The sequence below is a fragment of the Streptacidiphilus alkalitolerans genome, from assembly GCF_042511045.1.
Classification (GTDB): domain Bacteria; phylum Actinomycetota; class Actinomycetes; order Streptomycetales; family Streptomycetaceae; genus Streptacidiphilus; species Streptacidiphilus alkalitolerans.
The window spans coordinates 295,693-319,736 of record NZ_JBHEZX010000003.1 but is presented as its reverse complement, the minus strand read 5'-3'; the positions used below and the strand labels follow the sequence as shown (position 1 = coordinate 319,736).

At 72.2% G+C, this 24,044-nt stretch carries 19 protein-coding genes and 1 tRNA gene; 10 read left to right on the top strand and 10 right to left on the bottom strand.

Going from position 1 to position 24,044, the window contains the following annotated elements:
* The first annotated feature begins 125 nt into the window (after positions 1 to 125).
* Positions 126 to 2,747: a bifunctional FO biosynthesis protein CofGH gene (locus ACEZDG_RS08235; RefSeq protein ID WP_380504664.1), complete on the top strand. Its 2,622-nt coding sequence runs from the start codon at positions 126 to 128 to the stop codon at positions 2,745 to 2,747.
* Between the two features lie 57 nt (positions 2,748 to 2,804).
* Here ACEZDG_RS08235 and ACEZDG_RS08230 read toward each other — a convergent pair whose 3' ends face one another.
* The 3 genes from ACEZDG_RS08230 to ACEZDG_RS08220 form a co-directional block, all read right to left on the bottom strand.
* Positions 2,805 to 4,199 (bottom strand): sugar porter family MFS transporter, encoded by a 1,395-nt coding sequence (locus tag ACEZDG_RS08230; protein WP_380504662.1) that lies wholly within the window; start codon positions 4,197 to 4,199, stop codon positions 2,805 to 2,807.
* Between the two features lie 435 nt (positions 4,200 to 4,634).
* Positions 4,635 to 5,429: an SDR family oxidoreductase gene (locus ACEZDG_RS08225; RefSeq protein ID WP_380504659.1), complete on the bottom strand. Its 795-nt coding sequence runs from the start codon at positions 5,427 to 5,429 to the stop codon at positions 4,635 to 4,637.
* A gap of 64 nt (positions 5,430 to 5,493) precedes the next feature.
* The gene (locus ACEZDG_RS08220; RefSeq protein ID WP_380504657.1) at positions 5,494 to 6,192 is read right to left on the bottom strand and encodes a helix-turn-helix domain-containing protein; all 699 of its coding nucleotides are present in this window, start codon (positions 6,190 to 6,192) and stop codon (positions 5,494 to 5,496) included.
* A 149-nt stretch (positions 6,193 to 6,341) separates the two neighbouring features.
* On the opposite strand from ACEZDG_RS08220, the gene ACEZDG_RS08215 reads away from it, so the two are divergent.
* Entirely contained in the window at positions 6,342 to 7,178 is an 837-nt protein-coding gene (locus ACEZDG_RS08215) for a hypothetical protein (RefSeq protein ID WP_380504654.1), read from the top strand.
* Between the two features lie 114 nt (positions 7,179 to 7,292).
* On the opposite strand, the gene ACEZDG_RS08210 is transcribed toward ACEZDG_RS08215, so the two are convergent.
* The 3 genes from ACEZDG_RS08210 to ACEZDG_RS08200 all read right to left on the bottom strand — a co-directional run bounded on the left by ACEZDG_RS08210 (position 7,293) and on the right by ACEZDG_RS08200 (position 9,326).
* On the bottom strand, positions 7,293 to 7,508 hold the full coding sequence (locus tag ACEZDG_RS08210) for a DUF397 domain-containing protein (protein ID WP_380504652.1): 216 nt from the start codon (positions 7,506 to 7,508) through the stop codon (positions 7,293 to 7,295).
* The gene (locus ACEZDG_RS08205) at positions 7,505 to 8,362 is read right to left on the bottom strand and encodes a helix-turn-helix domain-containing protein (protein WP_380504649.1); all 858 of its coding nucleotides are present in this window, start codon (positions 8,360 to 8,362) and stop codon (positions 7,505 to 7,507) included. The genes ACEZDG_RS08210 and ACEZDG_RS08205 overlap by 4 nt, the downstream gene beginning before the upstream one ends.
* Before the next feature lie 241 nt (positions 8,363 to 8,603).
* Positions 8,604 to 9,326, bottom strand: coding sequence for a GOLPH3/VPS74 family protein (locus tag ACEZDG_RS08200; protein ID WP_380504646.1), 723 nt, complete (start codon positions 9,324 to 9,326; stop codon positions 8,604 to 8,606).
* Positions 9,327 to 9,724: 398 nt separating this feature from the next.
* Here ACEZDG_RS08200 and ACEZDG_RS08195 point away from each other — a divergent pair, with 398 nt between their 5' ends.
* Positions 9,725 to 11,515, top strand: a complete 1,791-nt coding sequence (locus ACEZDG_RS08195; RefSeq protein WP_380504643.1) for a D-alanyl-D-alanine carboxypeptidase family protein — start codon at positions 9,725 to 9,727, stop codon at positions 11,513 to 11,515.
* Between the two features lie 44 nt (positions 11,516 to 11,559).
* Here the strand turns inward: ACEZDG_RS08195 and ACEZDG_RS08190 are convergent, their stop codons facing one another.
* Positions 11,560 to 13,059, bottom strand: a complete 1,500-nt coding sequence (locus ACEZDG_RS08190; RefSeq protein ID WP_380504640.1) for an MFS transporter — start codon at positions 13,057 to 13,059, stop codon at positions 11,560 to 11,562.
* A gap of 221 nt (positions 13,060 to 13,280) precedes the next feature.
* Between ACEZDG_RS08190 and ACEZDG_RS08185 the strand changes: the two genes are divergently transcribed.
* Positions 13,281 to 15,650, top strand: coding sequence for an ATP-binding protein (locus ACEZDG_RS08185; protein WP_380504637.1), 2,370 nt, complete (start codon positions 13,281 to 13,283; stop codon positions 15,648 to 15,650).
* A 133-nt stretch (positions 15,651 to 15,783) separates the two neighbouring features.
* Positions 15,784 to 16,782, top strand: a complete 999-nt coding sequence (locus ACEZDG_RS08180) for an ROK family protein (protein ID WP_380504635.1) — start codon at positions 15,784 to 15,786, stop codon at positions 16,780 to 16,782.
* A 25-nt stretch (positions 16,783 to 16,807) separates the two neighbouring features.
* On the opposite strand, the gene ACEZDG_RS08175 is transcribed toward ACEZDG_RS08180, so the two are convergent.
* The gene (locus tag ACEZDG_RS08175; protein ID WP_380504632.1) at positions 16,808 to 17,896 is read right to left on the bottom strand and encodes a mandelate racemase/muconate lactonizing enzyme family protein; all 1,089 of its coding nucleotides are present in this window, start codon (positions 17,894 to 17,896) and stop codon (positions 16,808 to 16,810) included.
* A gap of 112 nt (positions 17,897 to 18,008) precedes the next feature.
* On the opposite strand from ACEZDG_RS08175, the gene ACEZDG_RS08170 reads away from it, so the two are divergent.
* From ACEZDG_RS08170 to ACEZDG_RS08160, 3 genes are all read left to right on the top strand, one after another.
* Positions 18,009 to 18,692: a GntR family transcriptional regulator gene (locus tag ACEZDG_RS08170; RefSeq protein ID WP_380504629.1), complete on the top strand. Its 684-nt coding sequence runs from the start codon at positions 18,009 to 18,011 to the stop codon at positions 18,690 to 18,692.
* A 107-nt stretch (positions 18,693 to 18,799) separates the two neighbouring features.
* A complete protein-coding gene (locus ACEZDG_RS08165) occupies positions 18,800 to 19,348 on the top strand; it encodes an RNA polymerase sigma factor (RefSeq protein WP_380504626.1) in 549 nt (182 codons plus the stop codon).
* Complete coding sequence (locus tag ACEZDG_RS08160; protein WP_380504623.1) at positions 19,345 to 19,983, top strand: hypothetical protein; 639 nt, start codon at positions 19,345 to 19,347, stop codon at positions 19,981 to 19,983. Before ACEZDG_RS08165 ends, ACEZDG_RS08160 begins: the two co-directional genes overlap by 4 nt.
* A gap of 68 nt (positions 19,984 to 20,051) precedes the next feature.
* On the opposite strand, the gene ACEZDG_RS08155 is transcribed toward ACEZDG_RS08160, so the two are convergent.
* Positions 20,052 to 20,124 (bottom strand) — tRNA-Arg (locus ACEZDG_RS08155).
* A 212-nt stretch (positions 20,125 to 20,336) separates the two neighbouring features.
* On the opposite strand from ACEZDG_RS08155, the gene ACEZDG_RS08150 reads away from it, so the two are divergent.
* Both ACEZDG_RS08150 and ACEZDG_RS08145 read left to right on the top strand, forming a co-directional pair.
* Entirely contained in the window at positions 20,337 to 20,804 is a 468-nt protein-coding gene (locus ACEZDG_RS08150; RefSeq protein ID WP_380504620.1) for a hypothetical protein, read from the top strand.
* A 96-nt stretch (positions 20,805 to 20,900) separates the two neighbouring features.
* Positions 20,901 to 21,671 (top strand): SDR family oxidoreductase, encoded by a 771-nt coding sequence (locus ACEZDG_RS08145; RefSeq protein ID WP_380504617.1) that lies wholly within the window; start codon positions 20,901 to 20,903, stop codon positions 21,669 to 21,671.
* Positions 21,672 to 21,676: 5 nt separating this feature from the next.
* On the opposite strand, the gene ACEZDG_RS08140 is transcribed toward ACEZDG_RS08145, so the two are convergent.
* Entirely contained in the window at positions 21,677 to 23,881 is a 2,205-nt protein-coding gene (locus ACEZDG_RS08140) for a carbohydrate-binding module family 20 domain-containing protein (RefSeq protein WP_380504614.1), read from the bottom strand.
* Between the last annotated feature and the right edge of the window lie 163 nt (positions 23,882 to 24,044).

The window sequence follows — 24,044 nt, the reverse complement described above, 5'->3', positions numbered from 1 at the left end:
CTCAATCGCCCTCGCCGGATCGCCCCAGCGGGGGAACTCCTCTCCGCCTCGTGGTGCAGCTGACCCTGAGACGGCCTCAGGGTCGTCCCGCCACCCGGCCCGCCCGCTCGTCTATGGTTCAGCACATGAAGGATCAGCGTCCCCTCGCCGCCGCTTCCGCCCCTGCCGCGCTGCCGATCAGGTCCGCCCCGCCCACCGCGAACGCGATGCGTCGGGCGTTGCACCGGGCCAGAGAGGGCGTCGCCCTGGACGCCGGGGAGGCGGCGGTGCTGCTGCAGGCCCGCGGCGAGGACCTGGCGGACCTCTGCGGCACCGCCTCGCGGATCCGCGACGCGGGCCTGGCCGAGGCCGGGCGGCCCGGGGTGGTCACCTACTCCAAGAAGGTCTTCATCCCGCTGACCCGGCTGTGCCGGGACCGCTGCCACTACTGCACCTTCGTGACCGTGCCCGGCAAGCTGCGGCGCGAGGGGCACGGGCTGTACCTGTCCCCGGACGAGGTGCTGGAGATCGCCCGCCAGGGTGCGGCGCTGGGCTGCAAGGAGGCCCTGTTCACCCTCGGGGACCGGCCCGAGGAGCGCTGGCCCGAGGCCCGCGAGTGGCTGGACGCGCACGGCTACGACGACACCCTGGCCTATGTGCGGGCGATGTCGATCCGGGTGCTGGAGGAGACCGGGCTGCTGCCGCACCTCAACCCCGGGGTGCTGTCCTGGACCGACTTCCAGCGGCTGAAGCCGGTCGCCCCGTCGATGGGGATGATGCTGGAGACCACCGCCACCCGGCTCTGGTCCGAGCCCGGCGGCCCGCACCACGGCTCCCCGGACAAGGAGCCCGCGGTCCGGCTGCGGGTGCTGGAGGACGCCGGCCGCTCCAACGTCCCCTTCACCAGCGGGATCCTGATCGGCATCGGCGAGGACCACGAGGAGCGCGCGGACTCGCTGTTCGCGCTGCGCCGGGTCGCCCGGCAGTACCACGGCCTGCAGGAGGTGATCGTGCAGAACTTCCGGGCCAAGCCGGACACCGCGATGCGGGCCATGCCGGACGCGGAGCTGGAGGAGCTGGCCGCGACCATCGCCGTGGCCCGGGTCATCCTGGGCCCCTCGGCCCGGATCCAGGCCCCGCCGAACCTGGTCGACGCTGAGTACGCGCTGATCATCGGGGCCGGCATCGACGACTGGGGCGGCGTCTCCCCGCTGACCCCGGACCACGTCAACCCCGAGCGCCCCTGGCCGCAGATCGACGACCTCGCCGCCCAGTGCGCCGCCAACGGCTTCGAGCTGCGCGAACGCCTGACCGTCTACCCCGAGTACGTGAAGCACGGCGAGCCCTGGCTCGACCCGCGGATCCTGCCCCACGTCCGGGCGCTGGCGGACCCCGAGACCGGTCTGGCCCGACCTGACGCGATGCCGGTCGGCCTGCCCTGGCAGGAGCCGGAGGAGGGGTTCACCGCCTCCGGCCGCACCGACCTGCACACCGCCGTCGACACCGAGGGCCGCACCGGCGACCGCCGGGCCGACTTCGACGAGGTCTACGGCGACTGGGACGCGCTGCGCGAGCAGGCGGTGGCCTCCTCGCTGCCCTCCCGGCTGGACGGCGACGTCCGCGATGCGCTGGCGACCGCGGCCCAGGACCCGCTGAAGCTGACGGACGCCCAGGCCCTGGTCCTGTTCCACGCGGACGGGCCGGCCCTGGACGCGCTCTGCCGGATCGCCGACGACGTGCGCCGGGACGCGGTGGGGGACACCGTCACCTACTGCGTCACCAGGAACATCAACTTCACCAATGTCTGCTACACCGGCTGCCGCTTCTGCGCCTTCGCCCAGCGCCGCACCGACGCCGACGCCTACACCCTCTCGCTGGACCAGGTCGCCGACCGGGCCGCCCAGGCCTGGGAGGTGGGCGCGACCGAGGTCTGCATGCAGGGCGGCATCCACCCCGACCTGCCCGGCACCGCCTACTTCGACATCGCCCGCGCGGTCAAGGCCCGGGTCCCCGGCATGCACGTGCACGCCTTCTCGCCGATGGAGGTGGTCAACGGCGCGACCCGCACCGGCCTCTCCATCCGCGACTGGCTGCAGCAGGCCAAGGACGCGGGGCTGGACACCATCCCCGGCACCGCGGCCGAGATCCTGGACGACGAGGTCCGCTGGATCCTCACCAAGGGCAAGCTCCCCGCCGCGACCTGGGTCGAAGTCGTCACCACGGCCCATGAACTGGGCATCCGCTCCTCCTCCACGATGATGTACGGCCACGTCGACCAGCCCCGGCACTGGCTCGCCCACCTCCGCCTGCTGGCCCGGATCCAGGAGCAGACCGGCGGCTTCACCGAGTTCGTCACCCTGCCGTTCATCCACACCAACGCCCCGGTCTACCTGGCCGGCATCGCCCGCCCCGGCCCGACCATGCGCGACAACCGCGCCGTGGTCGCCATGGCCCGGCTGCTGCTGCACCGACGCATCCCCAACATCCAGACCAGCTGGGTCAAACTCGGCGCCGACGGCGCCGCCGAGATGCTGCGCAGCGGCGCCAACGACCTTGGCGGGACACTGATGGAGGAGACCATCTCCCGGATGGCCGGCTCCGCCTACGGCAGCTACGAGTCGATCCAGGGCTTGGAGGCCATCGCCGAGGCGGCGGGCCGCCCCTCCGCCCAGCGGACCACCCTCTACGCCGAGGTCCCGGCCGAGCGGCGGGCAGCCGCGCTGGCCTCGGACGGCCACCTGCCGCAGCTGCTCCCGGTGCTGGACTAGCAGCGAGGGGGTACCGGCCACGGCCGGTACCCCCTCTCCGCGCCGCCGGACGGCCCGTCAGGCCGCGGCGTCGCTGCGCAGGTTCAGCTCGATCTGCTCCAGGCTGCGGCCCTTGGTCTCCGGGACCAGCCACTTGGTGAGCCCGAAGAGCACCAGGTTGACCCCGGCGAAGACGTACATGGACTTCCCGATGCCCAGATGGTTGTGGTCGGACATGATCGGGAAGACCGCGGTGATGATGCCGGTGGCGCCCCAGAGCACCACCGCGCCGACGCCCATCCCCGCGCCGCGGGCCTTGAGCGGGAAGACCTCGGCCATCATCACCCAGACCACCGCGCCCCAGCCGAGCTCGTACCCGGCCAGGTAGAGCACCAGCAGCACGACGGCGAGGGTGCCCAGGGTGTCCTTGTCGTGCACGTTGAGGACCACCCAGCCGGTGGCGGCGAGGGTGACCACCATCACCGCGTTGCCGATCAGCAGCAGCGGCTTGCGGCCCCAGCGGTCCACCACGAAGACCACCCAGGCGGTGAAGGCCAGCTTGGTGACGCCCAGGATGATCGCGGACAGCAGCGCGGTGTTGGCGGTGAAGCCCAGCGAGATCAGCATGGTCGGGAAGTAGGCGTTGATCGCGTTGACCCCGCTGAACTGCTGGCCGATGGCGAGCAGCAGGGCCACGAACAGCATCGGGCGGACCCACTTCCGGCCCAGGTCGCGGATCCGGTAGGTCTGCTCGCTGTCGAGCCGGATGACCTCGCGGATGGACTCGACCTCGGCGTCGATGTCGTCGCCGTCCGCGGAGTGGGTGCTCGCCAGCACGGCGCGGGCCTCCGCCTCCTTGCCGGTGTTGAGCAGCCAGCGCGGGGTCTCCGGCAGCAGGTTCAGGCCGATCACCAGGATCGTGGCGGGGACGATCGCGCCGGCGAACATCCAGCGCCAGAGGTGGTCCGGCTGCAGCCAGTAGCTCACCAGGAAGGCGATCAGGATGCCGCTGACGATGAAGATCTGGTTCAACGCGCCCATCGCGCCGCGGATGCGGCTGGGGGCCAGCTCGGAGATATAGGTCGGCACGGTCGCCGAGGACAGGCCGATGCCGAGGCCCAGCACGGTGCGGAAGGCCACCAGCACTCCGAAGCCGGGGGCCAGGGCACAGGCTACGGTGGCGACGATGACCACGCCGCCGGCGACCATGATGGTCCGGCGGCGGCCGACCCGGCCGGTCAGCCGGGCGGCGAGGCCGGCGCCGACCATGGCGCCGACCGAGAGGCTCGCGGTGAGCACGCCCTTGCCGAACCCGTCGAGGTTCCACGCCTTGGAGATCACCACCAGGATGCCGCTGATGATGCCGAGGTCGTAGCCGAAGAGGATGCCGCCCAGTGCACCGAAGAAGTAGAGGACGGCAGGGTTGATTCTGCGGAGGGCTGCAGGCGGTGCTGCCGCTGCGGTCTGCGTCATAACAAATCGCCTTGTCTCGTGGACGTACCGGGGGTGGTGGTCGGTAGCGCGCTTCGCAGGACCGAACCGTTCCGGGGCGTACGGGGTGGGGCGACGGGGCACAAGCGTGATGTAAAGGAGCTTGCCTTGACGGGTGCTGCTCACGGATTGAAGCGCGCTCCTGACCGGCGGTCAAGAGCGCGCGTTCACATCCACGACCGTCGTCCATGGCGAGTTGTCAGCTCATGGGCGGTATCGAGGGATTTAGTCATTCATATTTCTGAACATCGATCTACAGGCGGAACGATTTTACGATTCCTTGACCTTCCTGGTGATTGCTTGAAACACCGGGCTGTCCGCACCATGAACTCACGCTTCGCCAGGACCGACCGGCTCCGGCTCACTCAGATCAGCACCACACGGCAGGGATCCAGCACAGGAGAAGGGGGCAGTGCATCAGCGCATCAGCTCGCCCGCGTTGACCAGCAGTGACTGCCCGGTGATGGACTTGGCGCGGTCCGAGGCGAAGAACAGTGCGGCCTCGGCGACGTCCCCGTCCGTGGCCAGCTCCGGCAGTGCCATCCGCTCGGCGAGCCTGGCCTGCACCGTCTCCTCGGGGATGTTCTCGGTGCCCGCCGTCCACTGCACATAGACCTCCACGGCCGGGCCCCACATCCAGCCGGGGACCACGGTGTTGACCCGGATCCGGTCCGGGCCGAACTCCCGTGCCATGGAGTACATCGCCGAGGTGAGCGCCCCCTTGGACGCCGCGTACGCCGCCTGCTTGACCTGGCTGGGCGAGGCCACCGCGGACTGGGTCCCGATGATCACCACCGAGCCGCCGCGCTCGCGCAGGGCCGGCAGGCAGGCCCGGGTGAGCTGCAGCGTCCCGATCAGGTTGACGTCCAGGACCTTGCGCCAGGAGGAGAAGTCGGCGTCGGCCAGGCCACCGAAGTAGCTGTCCAGGGCGGCGACATGGACCACCGCGTCGATCCGGCCGAAGCGCTCCACCGCGAGCGCGGCCAGCGCCGTGCAGGCGTCGTCGTCGGCGATGTCGGTGGAACGCCAGGCGACCCGCCCGGCGCCGGGGTGCGCCGCCTCGATCTCCGCCCCCACCTTGGCCAGGTTCTCCTCGGTCCGGGCGCCGAGGACGACGTTCGCCCCGTCCCGCGCGGCCCGGACGGCAACTTGCTGCCCCAGCCCGGGGCCGACCCCGGACACCACGACGGTACGACCTGCGAGCAGTGACATGGCTCAGCCCTCCCAGTATCTGATGGGCCGTCAGCTTAGGTGTGGGGGGCGGGAATGACCAGGGTCACGCGGGGGCGGAACCGGCGACCAGCCGCCAGAAGCGCAGCTCCTGGTCCTCGGGTCCCGGCGGCGGCGCCTCGTCCTGCTGCCGCTCGCTGCCCCAGAGCCCGGTCGCGGTCTGCCCCTCGTCGTGCAGCACCCGCAGCGCGTGCTCGATGGCGGCCCGGTCCAGCGTCGGGACCAGCCGGGCCACCGTCCTCGCCTGCGACTGCCAGCGGCCGTGCACCGCGCGCTGCAGCGCGGCCTGCAGCTCCTCGTTCCGTCCGGTCGCCACCACCAGGGCGTAGGGGGTGAGCCGGAGCACCTGGGCGAGCAGGTAGGTGAGGTCCTCGTCGCCGGTCCAGCGGGGCGCGGACTCCAGCTGGGCGTACACCCGCGGGGTGAGCCCCAGCTGCCTGGCCGCCTCCTCCTGCGGGAGGTCGAGGGCCAGCCGGTGGTCCCTGACGCTGCTGGCCCGGCCGCCCATCAGCTGCCCTGGCGGGCACCACAGCGACCGGGCCAGCGCGGTCAACTCCGCTTCGCTCGGCAGGAGTTCGCCGGTCTCCCAGGCGATCACCTGGGCCGGGGCCGGATACGTCCCGTGCGCGGCCATGGCCCGGGCCAGCGTCGCCGGGCTCAGTCCCAGCAGCTCCCGGGCCTGGCGCGCGGCGGCCGGATCGAAGGGGACGGGTGCTGCGACGGGTACCGCGGGACGTCTTCGCATGTGCGCACACGCTAGGTACGGCGGGGTCGGGCCGCCAGGGGCGGAACGTCCGAAGACCGCCCCTGGCCGCCGCCGCGGTTCGGAGGTTCCGCCGAGCGTCCCGGCACGGCTCTGGGCAGTTGACGCGAGCTGACGTACCGTCAGTTCCTATGACTGACGACCTGGAGCAGTACGCCGAGCTGGCCTCGCGCGGGCCCTACGGCGTGGAGATCGGATCCGCGCTGATCACCATGGTGGAGCCGCACCCCGGCCATGAGTACGGCTACAACCGCTGGTACGAGGACGACCACTTCTACGCCGGGGCGATGGCCATGCCCTGGATGTTCGCCGGGCGGCGCTGGGTGGCCACCCGCGACCTGCAACTACTGCGCTACCCGGAGAAGTCCGCGGTGGCCGAGCCGGTCGGCGCGGGCTGCTACCTCTCGGTGTACTGGATCACCGAGGGCCGCCAGGACGACCATATGCGCTGGACCGTGGGCATCAACAAGCGGCTCAACCGGGACGGCCGGGTCTACCGCGACCGCACCCATGTCTTCACCTCGTTCCAGCAGCACGCCGGCGCCGCCTACCGCGACGGCGCGGCCGGGCCGAGGGACAAGCACGCGCTGGACCACCCGTACGCCGGGCTGGTGCTGGAGGTCATCGACACCGAGAGCGCGGAGCAGCGTGACCAACTGCTGGACTGGCTGCTCGAACGCGGGCTGCCGGCGAAGCTGCGCACCGGGAGCCCGGCGGCGATGTGCGTGGTCTTCCGTCCGCTGCCGCTGCCGGTGGACAAGATGTCCTATGTGAAGCCGGTGGACGGCACCGACACCCGGCTCACCCTGCTCTGGTTCCTGCAGGAGGACCCGCGCGGCTGCTGGGACGCCTTCACCGGCCTCGACGCGCAGGTCGCCGCGGCGGTGCCGGGGGCCCGGGTGGAACTCGTCGCGCCGTTCGTGCCGACCCTGCCCGGAACGGACACCTACGTCGACCAGCTGCGCTGAAGCCGTCGCGCCCGGGCGGTGGGGGCGGAGCGGTGGGGGCGGAGCGGTCGTGCCGGTCGGATCTCCTCGGCCCGACCGGCCCGACCGCTCGTGGTGCATGCCGCGTCAGCGGGCTCAGGCTCCGAACGAGTCGGAGGCCGCCGCTGCCACGAACGCGGCCCAGGCCTCGTTGGAGAAGGTCAGCGCCGGGCCCTGCGGGTCCTTGGAGTCGCGCACGGCGATCACCGGGCCGCCCGGCTCGGCCACCTCGACGCAGGCGCCGTTGGCACCGCTGTGGCTGCTCTTGCGCCAGGTCAGCGCGTTGTTGTCAAAAGGGGTCTGGTTGCTCATGGGGAGTGCTCCTTCGCCTTGTCCAGTATCAGGGCCCTGCTCTCGGCCGTGCTCAGCGCCGACGCACGCAGGTGCTCGTACAGTCCGGTATAGCGGCGGACGTCGGGTTCCTTCTCCAAATAGAGGTCGCTTGTCACTCCTTCGAGGTACACAACAGCCGTATCAGCTGACTCGGGGAACTCAAGGATGGAGAATGCCCCCGTCATACCCGGATGTGCCCCCGATCGGAACGGCAACACCTGGATGTTGATGTGCGGCAGCTCGCACAGCGCGGCCAGGTGCTCCAGCTGCTCCCGCATCACCTCGGGGTTGCCGACCACCCGCTGCAGCGCCGCCTCGTCGATCACCGACCAGAGGTCGATCGGGTCCTCGCCGTGGATCCGCTCCTGGCGCTGCATCCGCACCTCGACCCGGCGCTGCACCGCCTCCAGATCCCGGTCCGGCTGGATCCCGGCCACCACCGCGGCCGCGTACTCGCGGGTCTGCAGCAGGCCCGGCAGCAGCAGCGACTCATAGATCATGATCTTCGCGGCCTCCTGCTCCAGGCCGATGTAGACGCTGTAGGGCAGATCGCCGAAGGCATGCCACCAGCCGCGCTGCCGGGACTCCCGGGCCATCGTCATCAGGCCCTCGACCATGGCGTCCTCGACCACCCCGTACACCGTGCAGAGGTCGCGGACATCGCGCTGGCTGATGCTGCGCCGGCCGTTCTCCAGCCGGCTGATCTTCGACTGGGAGACCAGCAGCTGCTGGGCCACGTCCTCCGCGGTCATGCCCTTCTGTTCGCGGAGCCTGCGCAGTTCCGCTCCGAGCCTGCGGCGGCGGACGGTGGGGTTGATGCTGGCGGACGACACGGGGCCTCCGGCTCTCGCTCTCGCTATTGGTTGGAATGCATTCTGCTCAGCAGGATGCCACTGCCAAGGTCACCCGTGTGCATCAATCGGCGCGCATGACGGCGCACGCTAGAATGCGCGCGCCTCCCACCCGGCGCCCCGCAGGCCGCACGCGGACCGCACGCGGAAACGCCGACCGCCGCCCGTGCCGCGAGGGTGGTCGCGGGCATGGGCGGCGGTCGGCGTAGCGGTACCAGGAGTGTCAGCGCGCTGCGGCGCGGGCCATCCCCGGGAGTGCGGAAGGACGTACGGCCGTCCGCGCCGGTGCGCGTCCGGGGGCGGTACCCCGGACCTGCGGTGCGGGCAGGCCGTTCTGCACGTCCATGACGGCGTGCGCGACCATCCCGCCGAGCGGGTCGTACCGGATCAGGTCGCGCAGGCGTGACCTGGAGGAGCGACCCTCGTTACCCGGGTAGAGGTGTTTTCCCAGGCCCACGGCGTGGGCCAGGGCTGCCAGCGCGGCGGTCCGGGGGTCCGGGGGTACCCCGGTCCGGATGGCCGTGTCCAGCCGTTCCTTGATGGCGCTGTTCGTGCAGTCGTCGGACGCCTGATAGCGCGTCGTCGGCAGCACCCCGCACACCTGGCCCGGCACCGCACGCACCATCTCGCACCGTTCGAGGTGCGCGAGGTACGTCTGGCGCAGCCCCAGCCGGGGCCCGCCGATCCAGTGCACGGCACGCACCGCACTGCCACGACGGCGCAGCAGCTCGAGCGCGTGGTCCAGGGTCGGGTCACCGGTCGGCCGCGGGTTCACCACGGCGATCCGGTCCCCGTCCGGGACTATTCTTCCGGCCATCGCCAGCTCGACGAGCTGTGCTCCGGCCAGTCCGAGGTCAAGGGTCTGCGGCTGTGCGGTGGTCCCGGTCGTCGGGTCCAGCGCGAGCAACAGCAGTTCCTCGGGAATTGTTCTGCGGCTCTTTCCCATCCAGGCCTCCCCGCGTGGATGAAGACAGAGTGACGCCTCTCACACCCCGCTGTCGAGAGTGCCTGGAGAGTGACACCACTACGTGATCTCGGGAACCGTACGGGTGAGCCCCACGTCTGGCACTGATGGGGCTGGTGTCACTTGAGAATCGCCGGTGAGAGGCACCCTTGGCCACGGTTGTCATGGTTGTGAAAGAAACTTGTGGAGAGGCGCTCGGACTCGGGCGCTTCTTCGGGTGCGCGAGGAGGTTGGGTCACGTGGGCGAGTCCCCCGACAGGGCGGAACGGAACGGCGAAACGGGCGAGGGCCGGGCAGCACAGCCCGAGTCCTGGTTCGCGCGACCGGCTGTGCCGAGCGCCGGGGCCCCCGGGCTCAGGTCGAGTACGGACGAAGCGCCTGTGGCAGGGGCTCCGGGGCAGACTCAGGACCGGTCCGAGAACCGTCCCGCACCCGCACCCGCACCCGGTCCCGGGTCCGAGCCCACCCCGCCACCGCCACCGGCGGCCCCGGCCGAGCCCGCCCCCGCCGCCGCGGAGGAGCCCCAGGGCGCCCTGGACTCGCCCACCACCGCGCTGCGGGTCTCCCTGGACGACCCCACCCGGACGCTGCGCCAGGCGACCCCCGCCGCGGCTGCCGCCGCGACCGCCGCTTCCGCTGTCGCGACTGGCGCCTCGCCCGCCGCCTCCGCCGCGGACGCCGACACGGTCCGGGCCCCGCAGGCCCCGCAGCCGACCCCTCCGCCCGCCGAATGGCGTAGCGCCCCCGCCGCCGAACCCTGGACGACCGCGCCGGAGGCCGAGCGCACCCGTCCGATGGCCGCCTGGACCCCGCCGCCGGCCCCGCCCCCCGGGCCGCCGGGCCCCGGCGGCCCGGACGGTCCGCCTTCCGGGGACGAGTTCCCGGAGACCACCTCCGAGGCGATGGAGGTGCTGGCCACCCTCAACCGCCGGCCGGCCTCCGCGCTGCGCCGCACGGCCAAGCGGATCGGCCTCTGGGGCGGCCTGCTCTGCTTCCTGCTGGTGGTCCTGGCCGTGGTCCAGGTGCTGCGCCCGCTGCCGACGCCCGACCTCAAGCTGACCGCCGCGTCGAACTTCGCCTTCACCGGTTCCGCACCCACCCTGGCCTGGCCGCCCAGCGGGCAGGCCACCGCCGAGGTGAGCGGGCTCGGCTCGCTCGGGCACACCGGCTCCGACAACCCGGTGCCGATCGCCAGCGTGACCAAGGTGATGACCGCGCACCTGATCCTCAAGGACCACCCGCTGAAGAGCGGCGAGCTGGGTCCGCTGATCACCGTCGACAAGCAGGCGCAGACGGAGTACCAGCAGTCGGTGTCCAGCGGCGAGTCCTCGGCCAAGGTCACCGAGGGTGAGCAGATCAGCGAGTACCAGGCGCTGCAGATGCTGCTGATCCCCTCCGCCAACAACATCGCCCGGCTGCTCGGGCGCTGGGACGCGGGCAGCGACGCCGCGTTCGTCACCAGGATGCAGTCCGAGGCCGGCGCGCTGGGCATGACCAAGAGCACCTACACCGACCCCAGCGGTCTGGAGGGCAGCACCAGGAGCACCGCGAACGACCAGCTGAAGCTGGCCGAGACGGTGATGCTCGACCCGGTCTTCCGGGAGATCGTCGGCACCGCCTCGTTCACCCCGCCCGGTGACAAGCTGACCTACAACAACAACGACCTGCTGGACAAGAACGGCGTGATCGGGATCAAGACCGGGTCCAGCACCGCCGCGCTCGGCTGCCTGATGTGGGCCGCGGAGCAGAAGATCGGCGGGACCACCCAGACTGTCCTCGGCGTGGTGCTCAGCCAGCCGGCCGTCAACGGCGTCGGCTACCTGCCGATGGTGCTGGCGAACAGCAAGAAGGTCATCCTCAGCGCCGAGGCCGCGCTGCAGTCGCACACCATCGCCAAGAAGGGCGACGTGGTCGGCTACGCGGACGACGGCCTCGGCGGCAAGGTGCCGGTGGTGGCGTCCAAGGACGTCACCGTGGTCGGCTGGGGCAGCCTGTCGGTGGACGTGTCGCTGGATCCGCCCATCGGCGGCCTGCCGCACACCGCCAAGGCCGGGACCACGGTCGGCACCCTGGAGGTGGGCACGGAACCGAGCGCCCAGCAGATCCCGGTGACGCTGCAGGCCGACCTGACCGCGCCGTCCTACCAGGCCCGGCTGACCCGGCTGGGGTGACCCCCGGCCGGGCCCGCCCCGGTGCCCTGCCCCGCCCCGGTGCGCTACATGTGCACCGGGGCGGCGTCGCCCTCCGGGTGGATGTCGGGCTTGCCCGCCGGGTACAGCAGGCCGCAGACCACCATCCCGACCAGGAAGAACCCGGCCGACCACCAGTACGCCGTGGCGTAGCTGTGCAGCTGGGACTGGGCCAGGTTGGCCGGGCTGTGCTGCTTGCCGACCAGGTAGGCGGTGGCGGCGCTGCCCGCCAGGCTGTTCAGCAGCGCCGTGCCGATCGAGCCGCCGACCTGCTGGCTGGTATTGACCGTGGCCGAGGCGACGCCCGCGTCGTGCGGGGCGACCCCGGCGGTGGCCAGGGACATCGCCGGGGCGAAGATCAGGCCGAGGCCCAGGCCGAGCAGCAGCAGCGGCGGCATCACATTCGCCGCGTAGCCGCTCTTCAGGTCGAGCGCGGTCAGCCAGGCCATCGCACCCGCGCCGAACAGCATGCCGACCGGGACGATCGGCTTGGCGCCGTACCTGGGCACCAGCATGTTGGTCGCGGTCACCGAGGTGACGATCAGCACCGCGACCATCGGCAGGAAGGCGACGCCGGTCAGCACCGGGGAGTACCCCAGCGACTGCTGCAGGTAGTAGGTCAGGAACAGGAAGACCCCGAACATCCCGGCACCGGCGATGAACATGCCCAGGAAGGACGCGCCGCGGTTGCGGTCCAGCACCACCCGCGGCGGCAGCACCGGGTGCGGGGTCCGGGTCTGCCACCACGCGAAGGCGATCAGCAGCAGCACCCCGGCCAGCAGGAAGCCCCAGGTGGCGACGGTGCTCCAGGGGTGGCTCTCGGCGTTGGAGAAGCCGTAGACCAGGCCGAACAGGCCCAGCGACACCAGGACCGTGCCGGGGATGTCCAGCTTGGGCGGATCGGCCGGCGCGCCGGCGTGCAGCAGCCGCAGCGCGCCGGCGAAGGCGATGGCGGCCAGGATCAGGTTGACGAACAGGCACCAGCGCCAGTTCAGGTACTCGGTCAGCAGCCCGCCCAGCAGCAGCCCGACGGCGCCGCCGGTGCCGGCGATGGCGCCGTAGATGCCGAAGGCCTTGGCGCGTTCCTTGGGATCGGTGAAGGTCGTCGTCAGCAGGGACAGCGCGGCGGGCGCCAGCAGCGCCCCGAAGGCGCCCTGCAGGGCCCGCGCGGCGACCAGCACCTCGAAGCTGGGGGCGGCGCCGCCCAGGGCCGAGGCGACCGAGAAGCCGACCAGGCCGATCAGGAAGACCCGCCTGCGTCCGATCAGGTCGGCGATCCGCCCGCCCAGCAGCAGCAGGCTGCCGAAGGCCAGCGCGTAGGCGGTGACCACCCACTGCCGGTTGGAGTCGGTGAAGCCGAGGTCGGCCTGGGCCGAGGGGAGCGCGATGTTCACGATGGTCGCGTCGAGCACGACCATCAGCTGGGCCAGGCCGATGACGGCGAGAACCCACCAGCGGTGGTTCTCACCCGGGGAGCGGGCGGCGAGCCCGGCGTCCTGGCCGGTTGCGGTCGTTGGACGGGACATGTGAGTGCTCCGAATCCACGCCGGATAAAACGGATAAACAGGACACTATGCCGTGTGCTGCGGGGGTGCATCCGCTTGCAGGGGGCGGGGGAGTCGGGGCGGCGCGGATTGTAGTGCCGGCTGTGGCGTTTCATGGCGGATACGGCCACCTTCGCTTTGATCGTTCCCCGCTGGGTATGGTCGGGGAAACGACAGCCGGTGACCGGTGGCGGGGGCGCGAGATGATGTTTGGGCCGAGCCGCAGACGGGTCGGAGACCTTCCCGTCGAGGTGACGCCGCTGGTCGGCCGGGCCACGGAGGTCGCCGACGTCCGTGCCGCGCTGCGTTCGGCCCGGCTGGTGACCGTGACCGGCCCGGGCGGGGTGGGCAAGACCCGGATCGCCCTGCGCGCCGCCGCGGGCATCGCCGACCGCTACCAGCACGGCCTGTGCCTGGTCGAGCTCTCCGACCTGCGCGATCCCGAGCTGCTTCCGCACACCCTGGCCGACAGCCTCAACCTGGCCCGGCAGGACAGCAGTTCGGCCCTGGACACGGTGCTTGAGCACCTGCGCGACCGGGAGCTGCTGCTGGTGCTCGACACCTGCGAGCACCTGGTGGACGCCTGCGCGCCGCTGGTCGACACCCTGCTCCGGGAGGCCGCCGGGGTCACCGTGCTGGCCACCAGCCGGCAGCCGCTGGACGTGCCCGGCGAGTGGATCTGGACGGTCGCCCCGCTGCCGGTCCACCCGGACGGCGAGGACGACGGAGCGGGCGGGTGCGGGAGCGCGAGCGGCCAGGGGGAGGACTGGACCGGCGGGGACGCCGTCCAGCTGTTCGCCCAGTGCGCCGCCGCCGCGGTGCCCGGGTTCACCGTCCACGAGGGCAACCGCGCGGACGTGCTGCGGCTGTGCCGCCGGCTGGACGGGATGCCGCTGGCGATCGAGCTGGCCGGGGTGCGGCTGCGCGCGGTGGACCTGGCCGAGCTGGTCGACCGGCTGGACGACCGCTTCCGGCTGCTCACCGGTGGTCGGCGGGCGGCGCTGCCGCGCCATCAGACCCTGCGCGCCGCGGTCGAGTGGAGCTTCGACCTCTGCACCGCCCAGGAGCAGCTGCTGTGGTCCAGGCTCTCGGTCTTCGCCGGGTCCTTCGACCTCGCGGCGGCCGAGGAGGTCTGCGCGGGCGGCGAGCTGAGCGGGGAGGACCTGCTGGTGGCGCTGGTCGGCCTGGTCGACAAGTCGGTGGTGCTGCGGGTCCGGGACTCCGGATCCTGCTACCGGATGCTGGACACCCTGCGCGAGTACGGGGCCGAACGGCTCGCCGCGAGCGGGGAGCAGGACGCCGGGCGCGCCCGCCACCTCGCCCGCTACCTGGCCCTGGCCGCGACCTTCGACTCCGACTTCCTCGCCGACGACCAGATCCCGCAGTACCGCAGGCTGCGCGCCGAGCACGCCGACCTGCGGCTGGCGATCGAGTACGCCCTCGCCGCCCCGGGCCGGCCGGCCCTGGCCGCGGCCCTGACCAGCCACCTGTGGGGGTACTGGCACATCGCCGGCCTGCACACCGAGGGGCGCTACTGGTACGCGAAGATCACCGACCGCTACCCGGAGCGGGTGGGCGAACGCGCCTGGGCGCTGGCCCAGAGCAGCTACCTCGGCGCGTTCCAGGCCGACCCGGAGGCGCTGGCCCAGGCCCAGGAGTGCGTGTCGATCGCGGACGAGCTGGACGACCCGGTCCTGGCCGGCCGCGGCCGGGTCTATCTGCACCTCTCGCTGACCTTCCAGGGCCGCCACGCCGAGGCGGCCCGCGCGGGGGAGGAGGCCGAGGCACTGCTGGAAGCGGTGGGCGACGTGGTCGGGCTGATCACCCTGGAGACCCAGACCGGCTACCTGCACCATCTGGCGGGCGACCTGGACAGCGCCATCGCGCCCTGCGAGCGAGGGCTCCGACGGCTGGGCGAGCGCTCCGCCGAGGGCTGGGTGCGCGGTTATCTGCACTATGTGATCGGGGTGGCCTGCTTCAGCCGGGGCGAGCACGAGCGCAGCACCCAGTCCGCGACCACCGCCCTGCGGATCAAGTACGAACTGGGCGACGGCGTCGGCATGGCGTACTGCCTGGAGCTGCTGGCCTGGCTGGCGGTCCGCGAGCAGCGGTTCACCGACGCGGTGCGGCTGCTGGGCGCCGCCGACCCGCTCTGGCAGGGGGCCGGGGCCCGGCTCGGCGGCACCGCGATCATGGAGGAGCTGCACCAGTCGGCGCTGCGCTCGGCCCGGGCGTCCCTGGGCGCCGAGCGCTGCGCCGCGCTGCGGCAGGAGGGGGCCCGGCAGCCGCTGGAACGGGTGGTCGCCCGGGCGACCGAGCGGCCCCGCGGCACACCGCGGTCGCGGACCGGTACGCGGCACGGCCGCAGCCCGCTGACGCAGCGTGAGCGCGAGGTGGCCCTGCTCGCCGCCGAGGGCCGGTCCAACCGCGAGATCGCCGAGCACCTGGTGATCTCCAAACGCACCGTGGACGCGCATGTGGAACGGATCCTGGCCAAGCTGGGCATCCCGGCCCGGGGCCAGATCGCCGCCCGGATGGACATCGACCCGGGAGTGGGCAGCGGGGTGTCCTAGGGGGTGTCTGGCCGGGGCGGAGGCTCCGTGGCGGTTTTTGGACGTGGTCTCAGCTTAGACAACGTTGTCAGGTACGATCGGACAACGTTGGCACTCGAACAGCGGACCCGGCCGACCGACCTGGAGGTACCCCATGAGCGCGCCGTCGGCCGTGACAGCCAAGGAACGGGCGGCAGCCTCGGGGCAGCTGCTCGCCGCCGTGGACATCGGCGGGACGAAGATCGCCGCGGGTCTGGTCGACCGGACCGGTGAGCTGCTGTGCCAGGTCAGCCGCCCCACCCCGGCCCAGGAGTCCGGCGGCGCCGTACTGACGGCGGTGCACGCGGCCGTCGAGCAGCTCGCCGCCGATCCGCGCTGGGGGCGGGTGGCCGCCCTGGGCATCGGCAGCGCCGGGCCGGTGGACACCGCCCGCGGCACGGTCAGCCCGGTCAACATCCCGGGCTGGCGCGACTTCCCGCTGGTCCGGTCGATGGCCGCGCATCCGGCCCTGGCCGGGCTCCCGATGGTGCTCGGCGGGGACGCGGTGGCCATGGCCGCGGCCGAGCACTGGCGCGGCGCGGCCCGCGGACACGCCAACGCCCTGTGCATCGTGGTCTCCACCGGGGTCGGCGCCGGGCTGATCCTGGACGGCGCCGTGTACCCGGGGCCCACCGGCAACGCCGGACACCTGGGCCACATCTGCGTCGACCTCGACGGCGACCCCTGCGCCTGCGGGTCGCGCGGCTGCGTCGAGGGCCTGGCCAGCGGCACGGCCATCGCCCGGCGGGCCCTGCGCGACGGCTGGCAGCCGCACGGCTCCGACACCTCCGCCGGCGCGGTCGCCGCCTCCGCGCGGCGGGGCGACCCGATCGCGCTGGCCGCCTTCGACCGGGGCGCGCAGGCGCTCGCCGCCGGGATCGCCGCCACTGCCACCCTGGTCGAGATCGACCTCGCCGTCATCGGCGGAGGCGTCGCCCAGGCCGGTGACCTGCTGTTCGCCCCGCTGCGGCGGCACCTGGCCCGCTACGCCACGCTCTCCTTCACCTCCGCGATCCGGGTCGTCCCGGCGGCCCTGGGCACCGACGCCGGGCTGGTGGGCGCGGCGGCCCTGGCCGCGCCCCGCCTCGGCGCGACGGCAGCGCCGCCGTCCTGACCCGGTCCCGGTGGACGTTCCGGCCTCAGTCGACGCGGCGGTCGTCGATCGCGTCCCGGTTCCAGGTGATGCCCAGGCCCGGGCGGTCCGGGGCGACGGCGTGCCCGTCCACGATCTCCAACGGGTCGTCGGTGATCGCGTGCAACTGCGGAATATGCTCCACGTAGCGGCCGTTGGGCACCGCCGCGGCCAGGCTGACGTGCAGTTCCATCAGGAAGTGCGGGCAGACCTGGACGTTGAACGCCTCGGCGAGGTGGGCCACCTTCAGCCAGGGTGTGATCCCGCCGACCCGCGCCGCGTCGACCTGGACGATCGAGGCCGCCCCCCGGGCCAGGTACTCGCGGAACTGGGCGACGGAGTAGAGCGACTCGCCGACCGCCACCGGGATCGAGGTGGAGCGGGCCAGCAGGGCGTGCCCGGCCACGTCGTCGGCGGGCAGCGGCTCCTCGAACCAGGCCAGGTCCAGGGGCTCGAAGGCGGCGGCGCGGCGGCGGGCCTCGGCGTGGGTCATCGACTGGTTGGCGTCGACCATGATGTCCAGGTCCGGGCCGACCGCCTCCCGTACCGCGCGCAGCCGTTCCAGGTCCTGGCCCGCACCGGGCTTGCCCACCTTGAGTTTGACGCCGCGCCAGCCCGCGGACCGCGAGGCCAGCGCGCCGGAGACCAGTTCCTCGGTGGTGAGGTGCAGCCAGCCGCCCTCCGTGTCGTACAGCGGGACCTCGCGGCGGAAGCCGCCGGCCAGCCGCCACAGCGGCTCGTCCGCGCGCAGGCACTTCAGGTCCCAGAGGGCGGTGTCCACCGCGGCCAGGGCCAGCGAGGTGATCACGCCGACGGTGGTGGCCCGGGTGGATCCGAACAGGTCGAACCAGACCGCCTCCACGGCCCGGGCGTCCTGCCCGGGCAGCCGGGGCAGCAGGTGCTCCCTGAGCATCGCCAGGACCGAGCGGCCCCCGGTGCCGATCGTGTAGGAGTAGCCGGTGCCGGTACGGCCGTCGTCGGTGCGGATCTCAACGAGGACGGTCTCCTGCTTGACGAACGACTGCACGGCGTCGGTCCGCTTCTGATCCACCTCCAGATCGACCAGGTAGGCACTGGCGCTGACGATCACGGTCATCTCTGCCCTCTTCGATCGTATAGTTTCCATGAGGCTAGACCGGATTTATGGTCAGTCAAGGGGGAGTCTGTCAGCAGATCCTGTAGGATCCTGGAAACTGGGAGGGTGGACGATGGCGCAGCCGGAACCACGGCGACAGGTGCTCGCGGACACGGTCCACGACACGATCCGGCAGCGGCTGCTGGAGCACGCCATCGAACCCGGGTCCAAGCTCAACATCAACGCGCTGGCCCTGGAGCTGGAGGTCTCCCCGACCCCGGTGCGCGAGGCGCTGGCCCGGCTGGAGGCCGACGGGCTGGTGCTGAAGCGCACCCTGGCCGGCTACACGGCGGCCCCGCTGCTCAGCGGCCAGGAGTTCGACGAGCTGTTCGAGCTGCGGATGCTGCTGGAACCCGCCGCCGCGGCCCGCGCGGCCGAACGCGCCGACGCCGCCGACCTGCGGGCGCTCGCCGGGCAGCTGGCCGAGATGCGCGAGGCCCGGGCGGCCGGCCCGGACCGGGCGCTGCAGTCGTTCGTACGCCAGGACGCGCTGTTCCACGACCGGATCGCGGCGGCCGGCGGCAACGGACTGCTGCGCGGCAGCCTGGAACGGCTGCACGCGCACACCCATCTCTACCGGCTCTACTTCCGCGAGGGCATCGCCGAGGAGACCTGCCGGGAGCACGAGCGCATCCTCGACACCCTGCGTGAGCACGACGCCGACGCAGCGGCCGCCACCATGCGTACCCACCTGCGCCGCGCCCGCGAACGCCTGCTCGGGGCCCTGCCGGAGGCCCTGCCCGACGCCGCCCGCTGAGTACGGCGTGTAACGCTTCTTGAGGCCCGAGCCAAGTAGAGATGTAAGGCATTGCTCGTCCGTTCAAGGAGTCATCCGTGCAAGCGGAGCATTCAACAGCACCACCCGTGCGTGATCCGGCCGGGTTCGCCGTGTTCTACCAGCAGCAGTTCGACACCGTGCTCGGCTTTGTCACCCGGCGCACCGACAGCCCGCACCTGGCCGCGGACCTGACCGCCGACATCTTCCTGGCCGCGCTCGAGCAGGCGCACACCTACGACGCCCGGCGCGGCGCACCGGTCGCCTGGCTCTACGGCATCTCCCGCAACGTCCTGGCCGCCCACTTCCGGGGCAGTGCCCGCGAGCAGCGGGCCGCCGCCCGGATCGCGGGCCGGCGGCTGCTGGACGACCAGGACGTCAGCGCGATCGAGGGCCGCATCGACGCCGCCCGCGACGCCCGGCAGCTGGCGGCGCAGCACGCCGCCCTGTCCGAGCCGCTGCGCGCCGTGCTCGACCTGGTGGCCCTGGACGGGCTGAGCGTCCGCGAGGCCGCGCAGGCCCTGGGCATCAGCGCGGCCACCGCCCGGGTGCGCCTGCACCGCGCCCGCAAAGCCCTGCAGCGTGTCGACACGCTGACCACCGCATCCCTGTACGCCGTCTCGGAGGCCCGCTCATGACCACCCCCGTGCACTTCCGGCAGCAGCTCGCCGAGGAACTCACCGCCCGCGCCGAGGCCCTGTCGCCCCCCGCGACCGTGACCCGGCGCCCGCGCCACACCCGGCGGATCGCCGTCACCGCGCTGGGCCTGGCCGCGGCCGTCACCGCGGTGGTGCTGATCCCGCACGCGGGCCGCACCACGGCCGCACCGCCGCAGGCCGGAGCGGGGCAGGCCACCGCCGGCGCGCACACCGGCAGCGCGCCGGTGCTGAGCAACGCCTCCTACACGGTGGCCCCCCGCAAGGACGGGACCGTCACCATCCAGGTGACGGGCGCGAAGCTGTCCGGACTCCAGGGGGCGCTGCGCAGCCTGGGCGTGCCCGCCGTGGTCCTGAAGCTCGCGGACTCCTGCCCCGCCAAGGTCAGCACCGACGACGCCCACCTCGACGCGGTCCAGTCCTTCGACCCGAAGAACGGGCGCCTGATGGTGATCCGGCCCAGCGCCATCCCGCGCGGCGACAGCCTGGTCCTGGTCCAGCACATCCTCAAGGGCGACCTGCACCCGAGCACCATGGGCTCCATGGAGGTCCTGCTCGCCCACGGCGAGCCCACCTGCTTCCCCGCCTCCCAGGCCAACATCATCGGCGAGGGCTAGCACCTCTGCCCGACCGCACAGCAGTCAGGGGCCGACGCGAACCCACCGCGCCGGCCCCTGAACTCGTGTGCCCCCGGCAGGATTCGAACCTGCGACCCTTCACTTAGGAGGCGAATGCTCTATCCCCTGAGCTACGGAGGCGCGTCAGGACCCCGGCAAGCACAGATCGCAGCGACAGGCACGACGTGCCCTCCTGCGATCCGATGCGGCCCGGAGCCTCAACTCTCTCAGCCTAGCGGATCGTGTCGCCTTCGGGCACGCACGATCACTTCCGGCCCGGAGGGCGCGGTCGGCCCCCGCACGAAGGCGGTATCTCCGTTGCCGGGGGCGGGCGGCGGGGGCAGTATCGACGGGTGTTTGAGCTGCTGCCCGGGACGGGCCTTGTGCTGCCGCGTCAGGTGGGCGTGCTGAGCTTCGGCATGTCCGAGCGGGACGCCCAGTGGGCGGTCGCGAGCCTGGCGGATGTGCGGGAGTCGTGGGCCTGCGGGGCCGGGTGGGCCTTCACGGCCGCGTGGGACGGCCTGGAGCTGTCTGCCTTCGGTGACTGTGAGGACCGGCAGGGCCGCTCCGAGCTGGACCGGAACGGGCTCGCCTCGGTCGCTCTCCACCGGTGGCCGGAGACCCTCACCGGGCCGTCGGCCGTTCCCGTGGTCCTGGACGGTGTCGACGTCTTCGGGTATCCGGCCGCGGAGGTGCTGGATGCGCTCGCACCGGCCGGCCACCCCAGTGTGTGGCTCCCCCCGGTGTCCTCCGGGAGTTATCTGCGGGAGGTCTGGGTGCGCTGCCTGCCGATCGATCGTCCGGCGCCGACCCGCGCCTGAGCGGGAAGCCTCGCTGTCACATCTGCGGGGGCTGTTCTGTCCTCTCTGGTGAGTGGACAGCACAACCGGCGGCAGTGGAGAGGGAGAGCGATCGGCATGCGCATCGCGGTGGCAGGTGGGACGGGGCTGGTCGGACGGTACGTGGTGGACGCGCTGGGGCGGGCGGGGCACGAGCCCGTGGTGCTGGCGCGGGCGTGCGGGGTGGATCTGGTCAGCGGGGCGGGATTGGACGACGCGCTGGTCGGGGTCGGCGCCGTGATCGACGTCGGCAATGTGACGACCACGCGGAAGCGGCCGGCGGTGGCGTACTTCACGGCGAGTACCACGCGGCTGCTCGCCGCCGGGCGGAGGGCCGGGGTGGGGCACCACGTCGCGCTGTCGATCGTGGGCGTCGACCGGGTGGACTTCGGCTACTACCTGGGGAAGCGGCGGCAGGAGGAACTGGTGCTGGCGGCGGGGACGCCGTCCAGCGTGCTGCGCGCCACCCAGTTCCACGAGTTCGCCGGGCAGGTGCTGGACCGGGCCCGCGGGCCGGTGGCCGTGGTGCCGCGGATGACGGTGCAGCCGGTGGCGGCCTCGGAGGTGGCCGAGGCGCTGGTCGCGCTGGCGGCCGGACCGGCGGTCGGGATGGCCCCGGAACTGGCCGGGCCGCAGCGGGAGGAGCTGGTCGACCTGGCCCGGCGGGTGCAGTGGACCAGGGGCGGCGCCGGCGGTCGTCGCCAACGTCTGCTGGCGGTACGGCTGCCGGGCGCGGCGGGGCGGGCGATGGCCGGGGGAGCGCTGCTGCCCACCGGGCCCGGCCCGCGTGGACAGCAGACGTTCACCGAGTGGCTGGCCGCCGCCGAGGAACCCCCGGCGGCGGCCTGACCGCACTACTTCCAGGAGTCGTTGAGGGTGGCGCTGCCCGAGGCGGGCGTGGTGCTGGTGCGGTTGGCGCCGCTCTCCCAGGTGACGTTCCCGCTGCCGTCCTTCTTGATGTACTTGTACTCGAAGGCGGTGCCGGGCGGCAGTGACAGCGTCCCGGCCCAGACCGGGTAGGTCGCGGAGGAGAGCAGGACGGCACTGCTGGTGTTCCAGCTGCCGAGGGCGGGGATGGAGCCGACCAGGTAGACGTTCTGGCCGAGGACGGTGGTCGCGTTCTCCTTGAAGGTCTCGCTGACAGCGCCGGCGGTAGCGCTGGCCGTCGGCGTGGGCGTCGCCGTGGCCGTGGGTGAGGCCGTCGCGCCGGAGCCGGTCCACACGTCGCTGACCGCGCCCGACCCGGTCGCCGCCGTGGTCAGGGCCATGTTGTTGCCCGGCTCCCAGGTGACGTTGCCGCCGGCGTCACGGGCGATGTACTTGTACTGCACCGCGGTGGAGGCCGGCAGGCCGCTGACCGTGACGGTCCAGTAGGCGCCGTTCTGGGTCATCGGGATCGCGCTGGCCGGAGCCCAGTTGGAGAGTGCGGCGATCGACCCGGTGAGGTAGATCGGCGCGGTGCCGGGCGCGCCCGCGACGGTGAAGGTCTCGGTGATGCCGGAGGCGGGGGTGCCGGTCCCGGTGGGCGTGGGCGTCGGGGTGGACGTGGCCGTTCCGCCGACCAGGTCGGTGCTGTCGAAGGCGACCGAGTCCTTGGCCGGGACGGTCACACTGGCGTTGCCGCTGCCGTCCACGGTGACCGCGGCGCCGCTGCAGCTGCCGTTGCTGACCGTGCCGTGCACGATGTCGCAGTAGCTGCCCGCGGCGAGGCCGGTGGCGAAGGTCCTGGTCTGCGCCGAGCCCTCGTTGTTGATGGCGATCCAGCCGGCGTTGCCGCGGCTGAAGGCGATCAGGTTGGAGCCGTCGTCGTACCAGTTGGCGACCGACTGCCCGGCGGTGTGGTTGTGCCAGGCGACCAGGTGGTTCACCCCGGTGATCCGGTCGGTGCACTCCCAGCCGCTGCCGCAGGTGGTGTCGGTGACGAAGCCGTTGCCGTCGGCCGGCGGCGAGTCGTCGCGGCCGTTGAAGTCGAATCCGGCGTAGACCTCGGGAGTGCCGTAGCCCCAGGCGAGTTCGAACTCGGTGGCGAGGGTGTTGGTCGCGCCGGACTTGTAGCTGAGGGTGGAGCCGTCGCGCTCGGTGTCGTGGTTCTCGACGAAGACCAGTTCCTTGTTGCTGGGCAGCAGGCCCCAGGAGGAGCCGAAGGTCTTCAGGTTGGCGATGTTGCCGTTGAACTGCTGGGCCAGGTCGTCGGCGTAGTCGAAGCCGAGCAGGCTGCCGGTGCCCTCGAAGGCGGACGGGGCGAGCTGCCCGGTGCTGCCGAGCGCGACCTCCTGGGCGACGTAGGGGGCGGTGCCGTCGGCGGTGGTGTTGAGCTTGGACTCGATCGCGGCCAGGTCGGTCTGGCCGATGTGCTTGGCGGCGTCGACCCGGAATCCGGAAACCCCGTAGCCGATCAGCTTATTGAGATAGCCGGCGATCTCGGTGCGGACGTAGTCGGACTCGGTGCGCAGGTCGGCGAGGTCGGACAGCTCGCAGTGGGTGACCTCGTTGAAGTCGTTCCAGTTGTGGATCTGGTCGTCGGACTCGGAGCAGTCGTTGGGGTAGTTGTGGAAGTCGGCGCTGGAGTACAGGCCGGGGTAGTTGTACTTGCTGTAGCCGGTGACCCCGCCGTAGGAGCTGCTGCCCTGCCCGGTCATGTGGTTGATCACGGTGTCCACGTACACCTTGACCCCGGCGGCGCGGCAGGTGGAGACCATGGCGGCGAACTGGGCCTCGTTGCCCATCCTGCTGGTCAGGTTGTAGTCGACCGGCTGGTAGATCTCCCACCAGGGGTGTCCGGAGGCGGTGGTGGAGTCCTGCGGGGGTGCGACCTGGACGCCGCCGTAGCCGGAAGGGCCGAGCACGGTGGTGCACTCGTTGCCGACCGACTTCCAGTTCCACATGAAGAGGTTGGCGATGACGTCGCTGCTGTTCATGGCCGCGTGGGCGGTGCCGGCACCGGCGACCAGGGTCAGCGGGACGATGCCCGCGGTGAGCAGCGCGCCGGAGGCGAGGGCGGCTCGCAGACGGCCGGTACGGCCTCTGCGCGGACGTGCCTGCGGGGGTTGACGGCGCATCAGGGACTCCCTGGGTGGAGGGTTGTTGAGGCCTGACCATGCTCGGGGTGCCGTGGGCGCGTCAATACTCCTGCAGAAAGTTCTTGCAGAATCTTGCAGAGCGAACTGCTGATACCTTTCAGCCCCTGCCGTCACTTGCGCACGGCTCCGCAGCCGGAACAAC

Bases quoted from the DNA above. Each gene is read 5' to 3' on its own strand.
- ACEZDG_RS08235 (WP_380504664.1), top strand. From the start codon at position 126: ATGAAGGATCAGCGTCCCCTCGCCGCCGCTTCCGCCCCTGCCGCGCTG.
- ACEZDG_RS08230 (WP_380504662.1), bottom strand. From the start codon at position 4,199: ATGACGCAGACCGCAGCGGCAGCACCGCCTGCAGCCCTCCGCAGAATC.
- ACEZDG_RS08225 (WP_380504659.1), bottom strand. From the start codon at position 5,429: ATGTCACTGCTCGCAGGTCGTACCGTCGTGGTGTCCGGGGTCGGCCCC.
- ACEZDG_RS08220 (WP_380504657.1), bottom strand. From the start codon at position 6,192: ATGCGAAGACGTCCCGCGGTACCCGTCGCAGCACCCGTCCCCTTCGAT.
- ACEZDG_RS08215 (WP_380504654.1), top strand. From the start codon at position 6,342: ATGACTGACGACCTGGAGCAGTACGCCGAGCTGGCCTCGCGCGGGCCC.
- ACEZDG_RS08210 (WP_380504652.1), bottom strand. From the start codon at position 7,508: ATGAGCAACCAGACCCCTTTTGACAACAACGCGCTGACCTGGCGCAAG.
- ACEZDG_RS08200 (WP_380504646.1), bottom strand. From the start codon at position 9,326: ATGGGAAAGAGCCGCAGAACAATTCCCGAGGAACTGCTGTTGCTCGCG.
- ACEZDG_RS08190 (WP_380504640.1), bottom strand. From the start codon at position 13,059: ATGTCCCGTCCAACGACCGCAACCGGCCAGGACGCCGGGCTCGCCGCC.
- ACEZDG_RS08185 (WP_380504637.1), top strand. From the start codon at position 13,281: ATGATGTTTGGGCCGAGCCGCAGACGGGTCGGAGACCTTCCCGTCGAG.
- ACEZDG_RS08180 (WP_380504635.1), top strand. From the start codon at position 15,784: ATGAGCGCGCCGTCGGCCGTGACAGCCAAGGAACGGGCGGCAGCCTCG.
- ACEZDG_RS08175 (WP_380504632.1), bottom strand. From the start codon at position 17,896: ATGACCGTGATCGTCAGCGCCAGTGCCTACCTGGTCGATCTGGAGGTG.
- ACEZDG_RS08170 (WP_380504629.1), top strand. From the start codon at position 18,009: ATGGCGCAGCCGGAACCACGGCGACAGGTGCTCGCGGACACGGTCCAC.
- ACEZDG_RS08160 (WP_380504623.1), top strand. From the start codon at position 19,345: ATGACCACCCCCGTGCACTTCCGGCAGCAGCTCGCCGAGGAACTCACC.
- ACEZDG_RS08145 (WP_380504617.1), top strand. From the start codon at position 20,901: ATGCGCATCGCGGTGGCAGGTGGGACGGGGCTGGTCGGACGGTACGTG.
- ACEZDG_RS08140 (WP_380504614.1), bottom strand. From the start codon at position 23,881: ATGCGCCGTCAACCCCCGCAGGCACGTCCGCGCAGAGGCCGTACCGGC.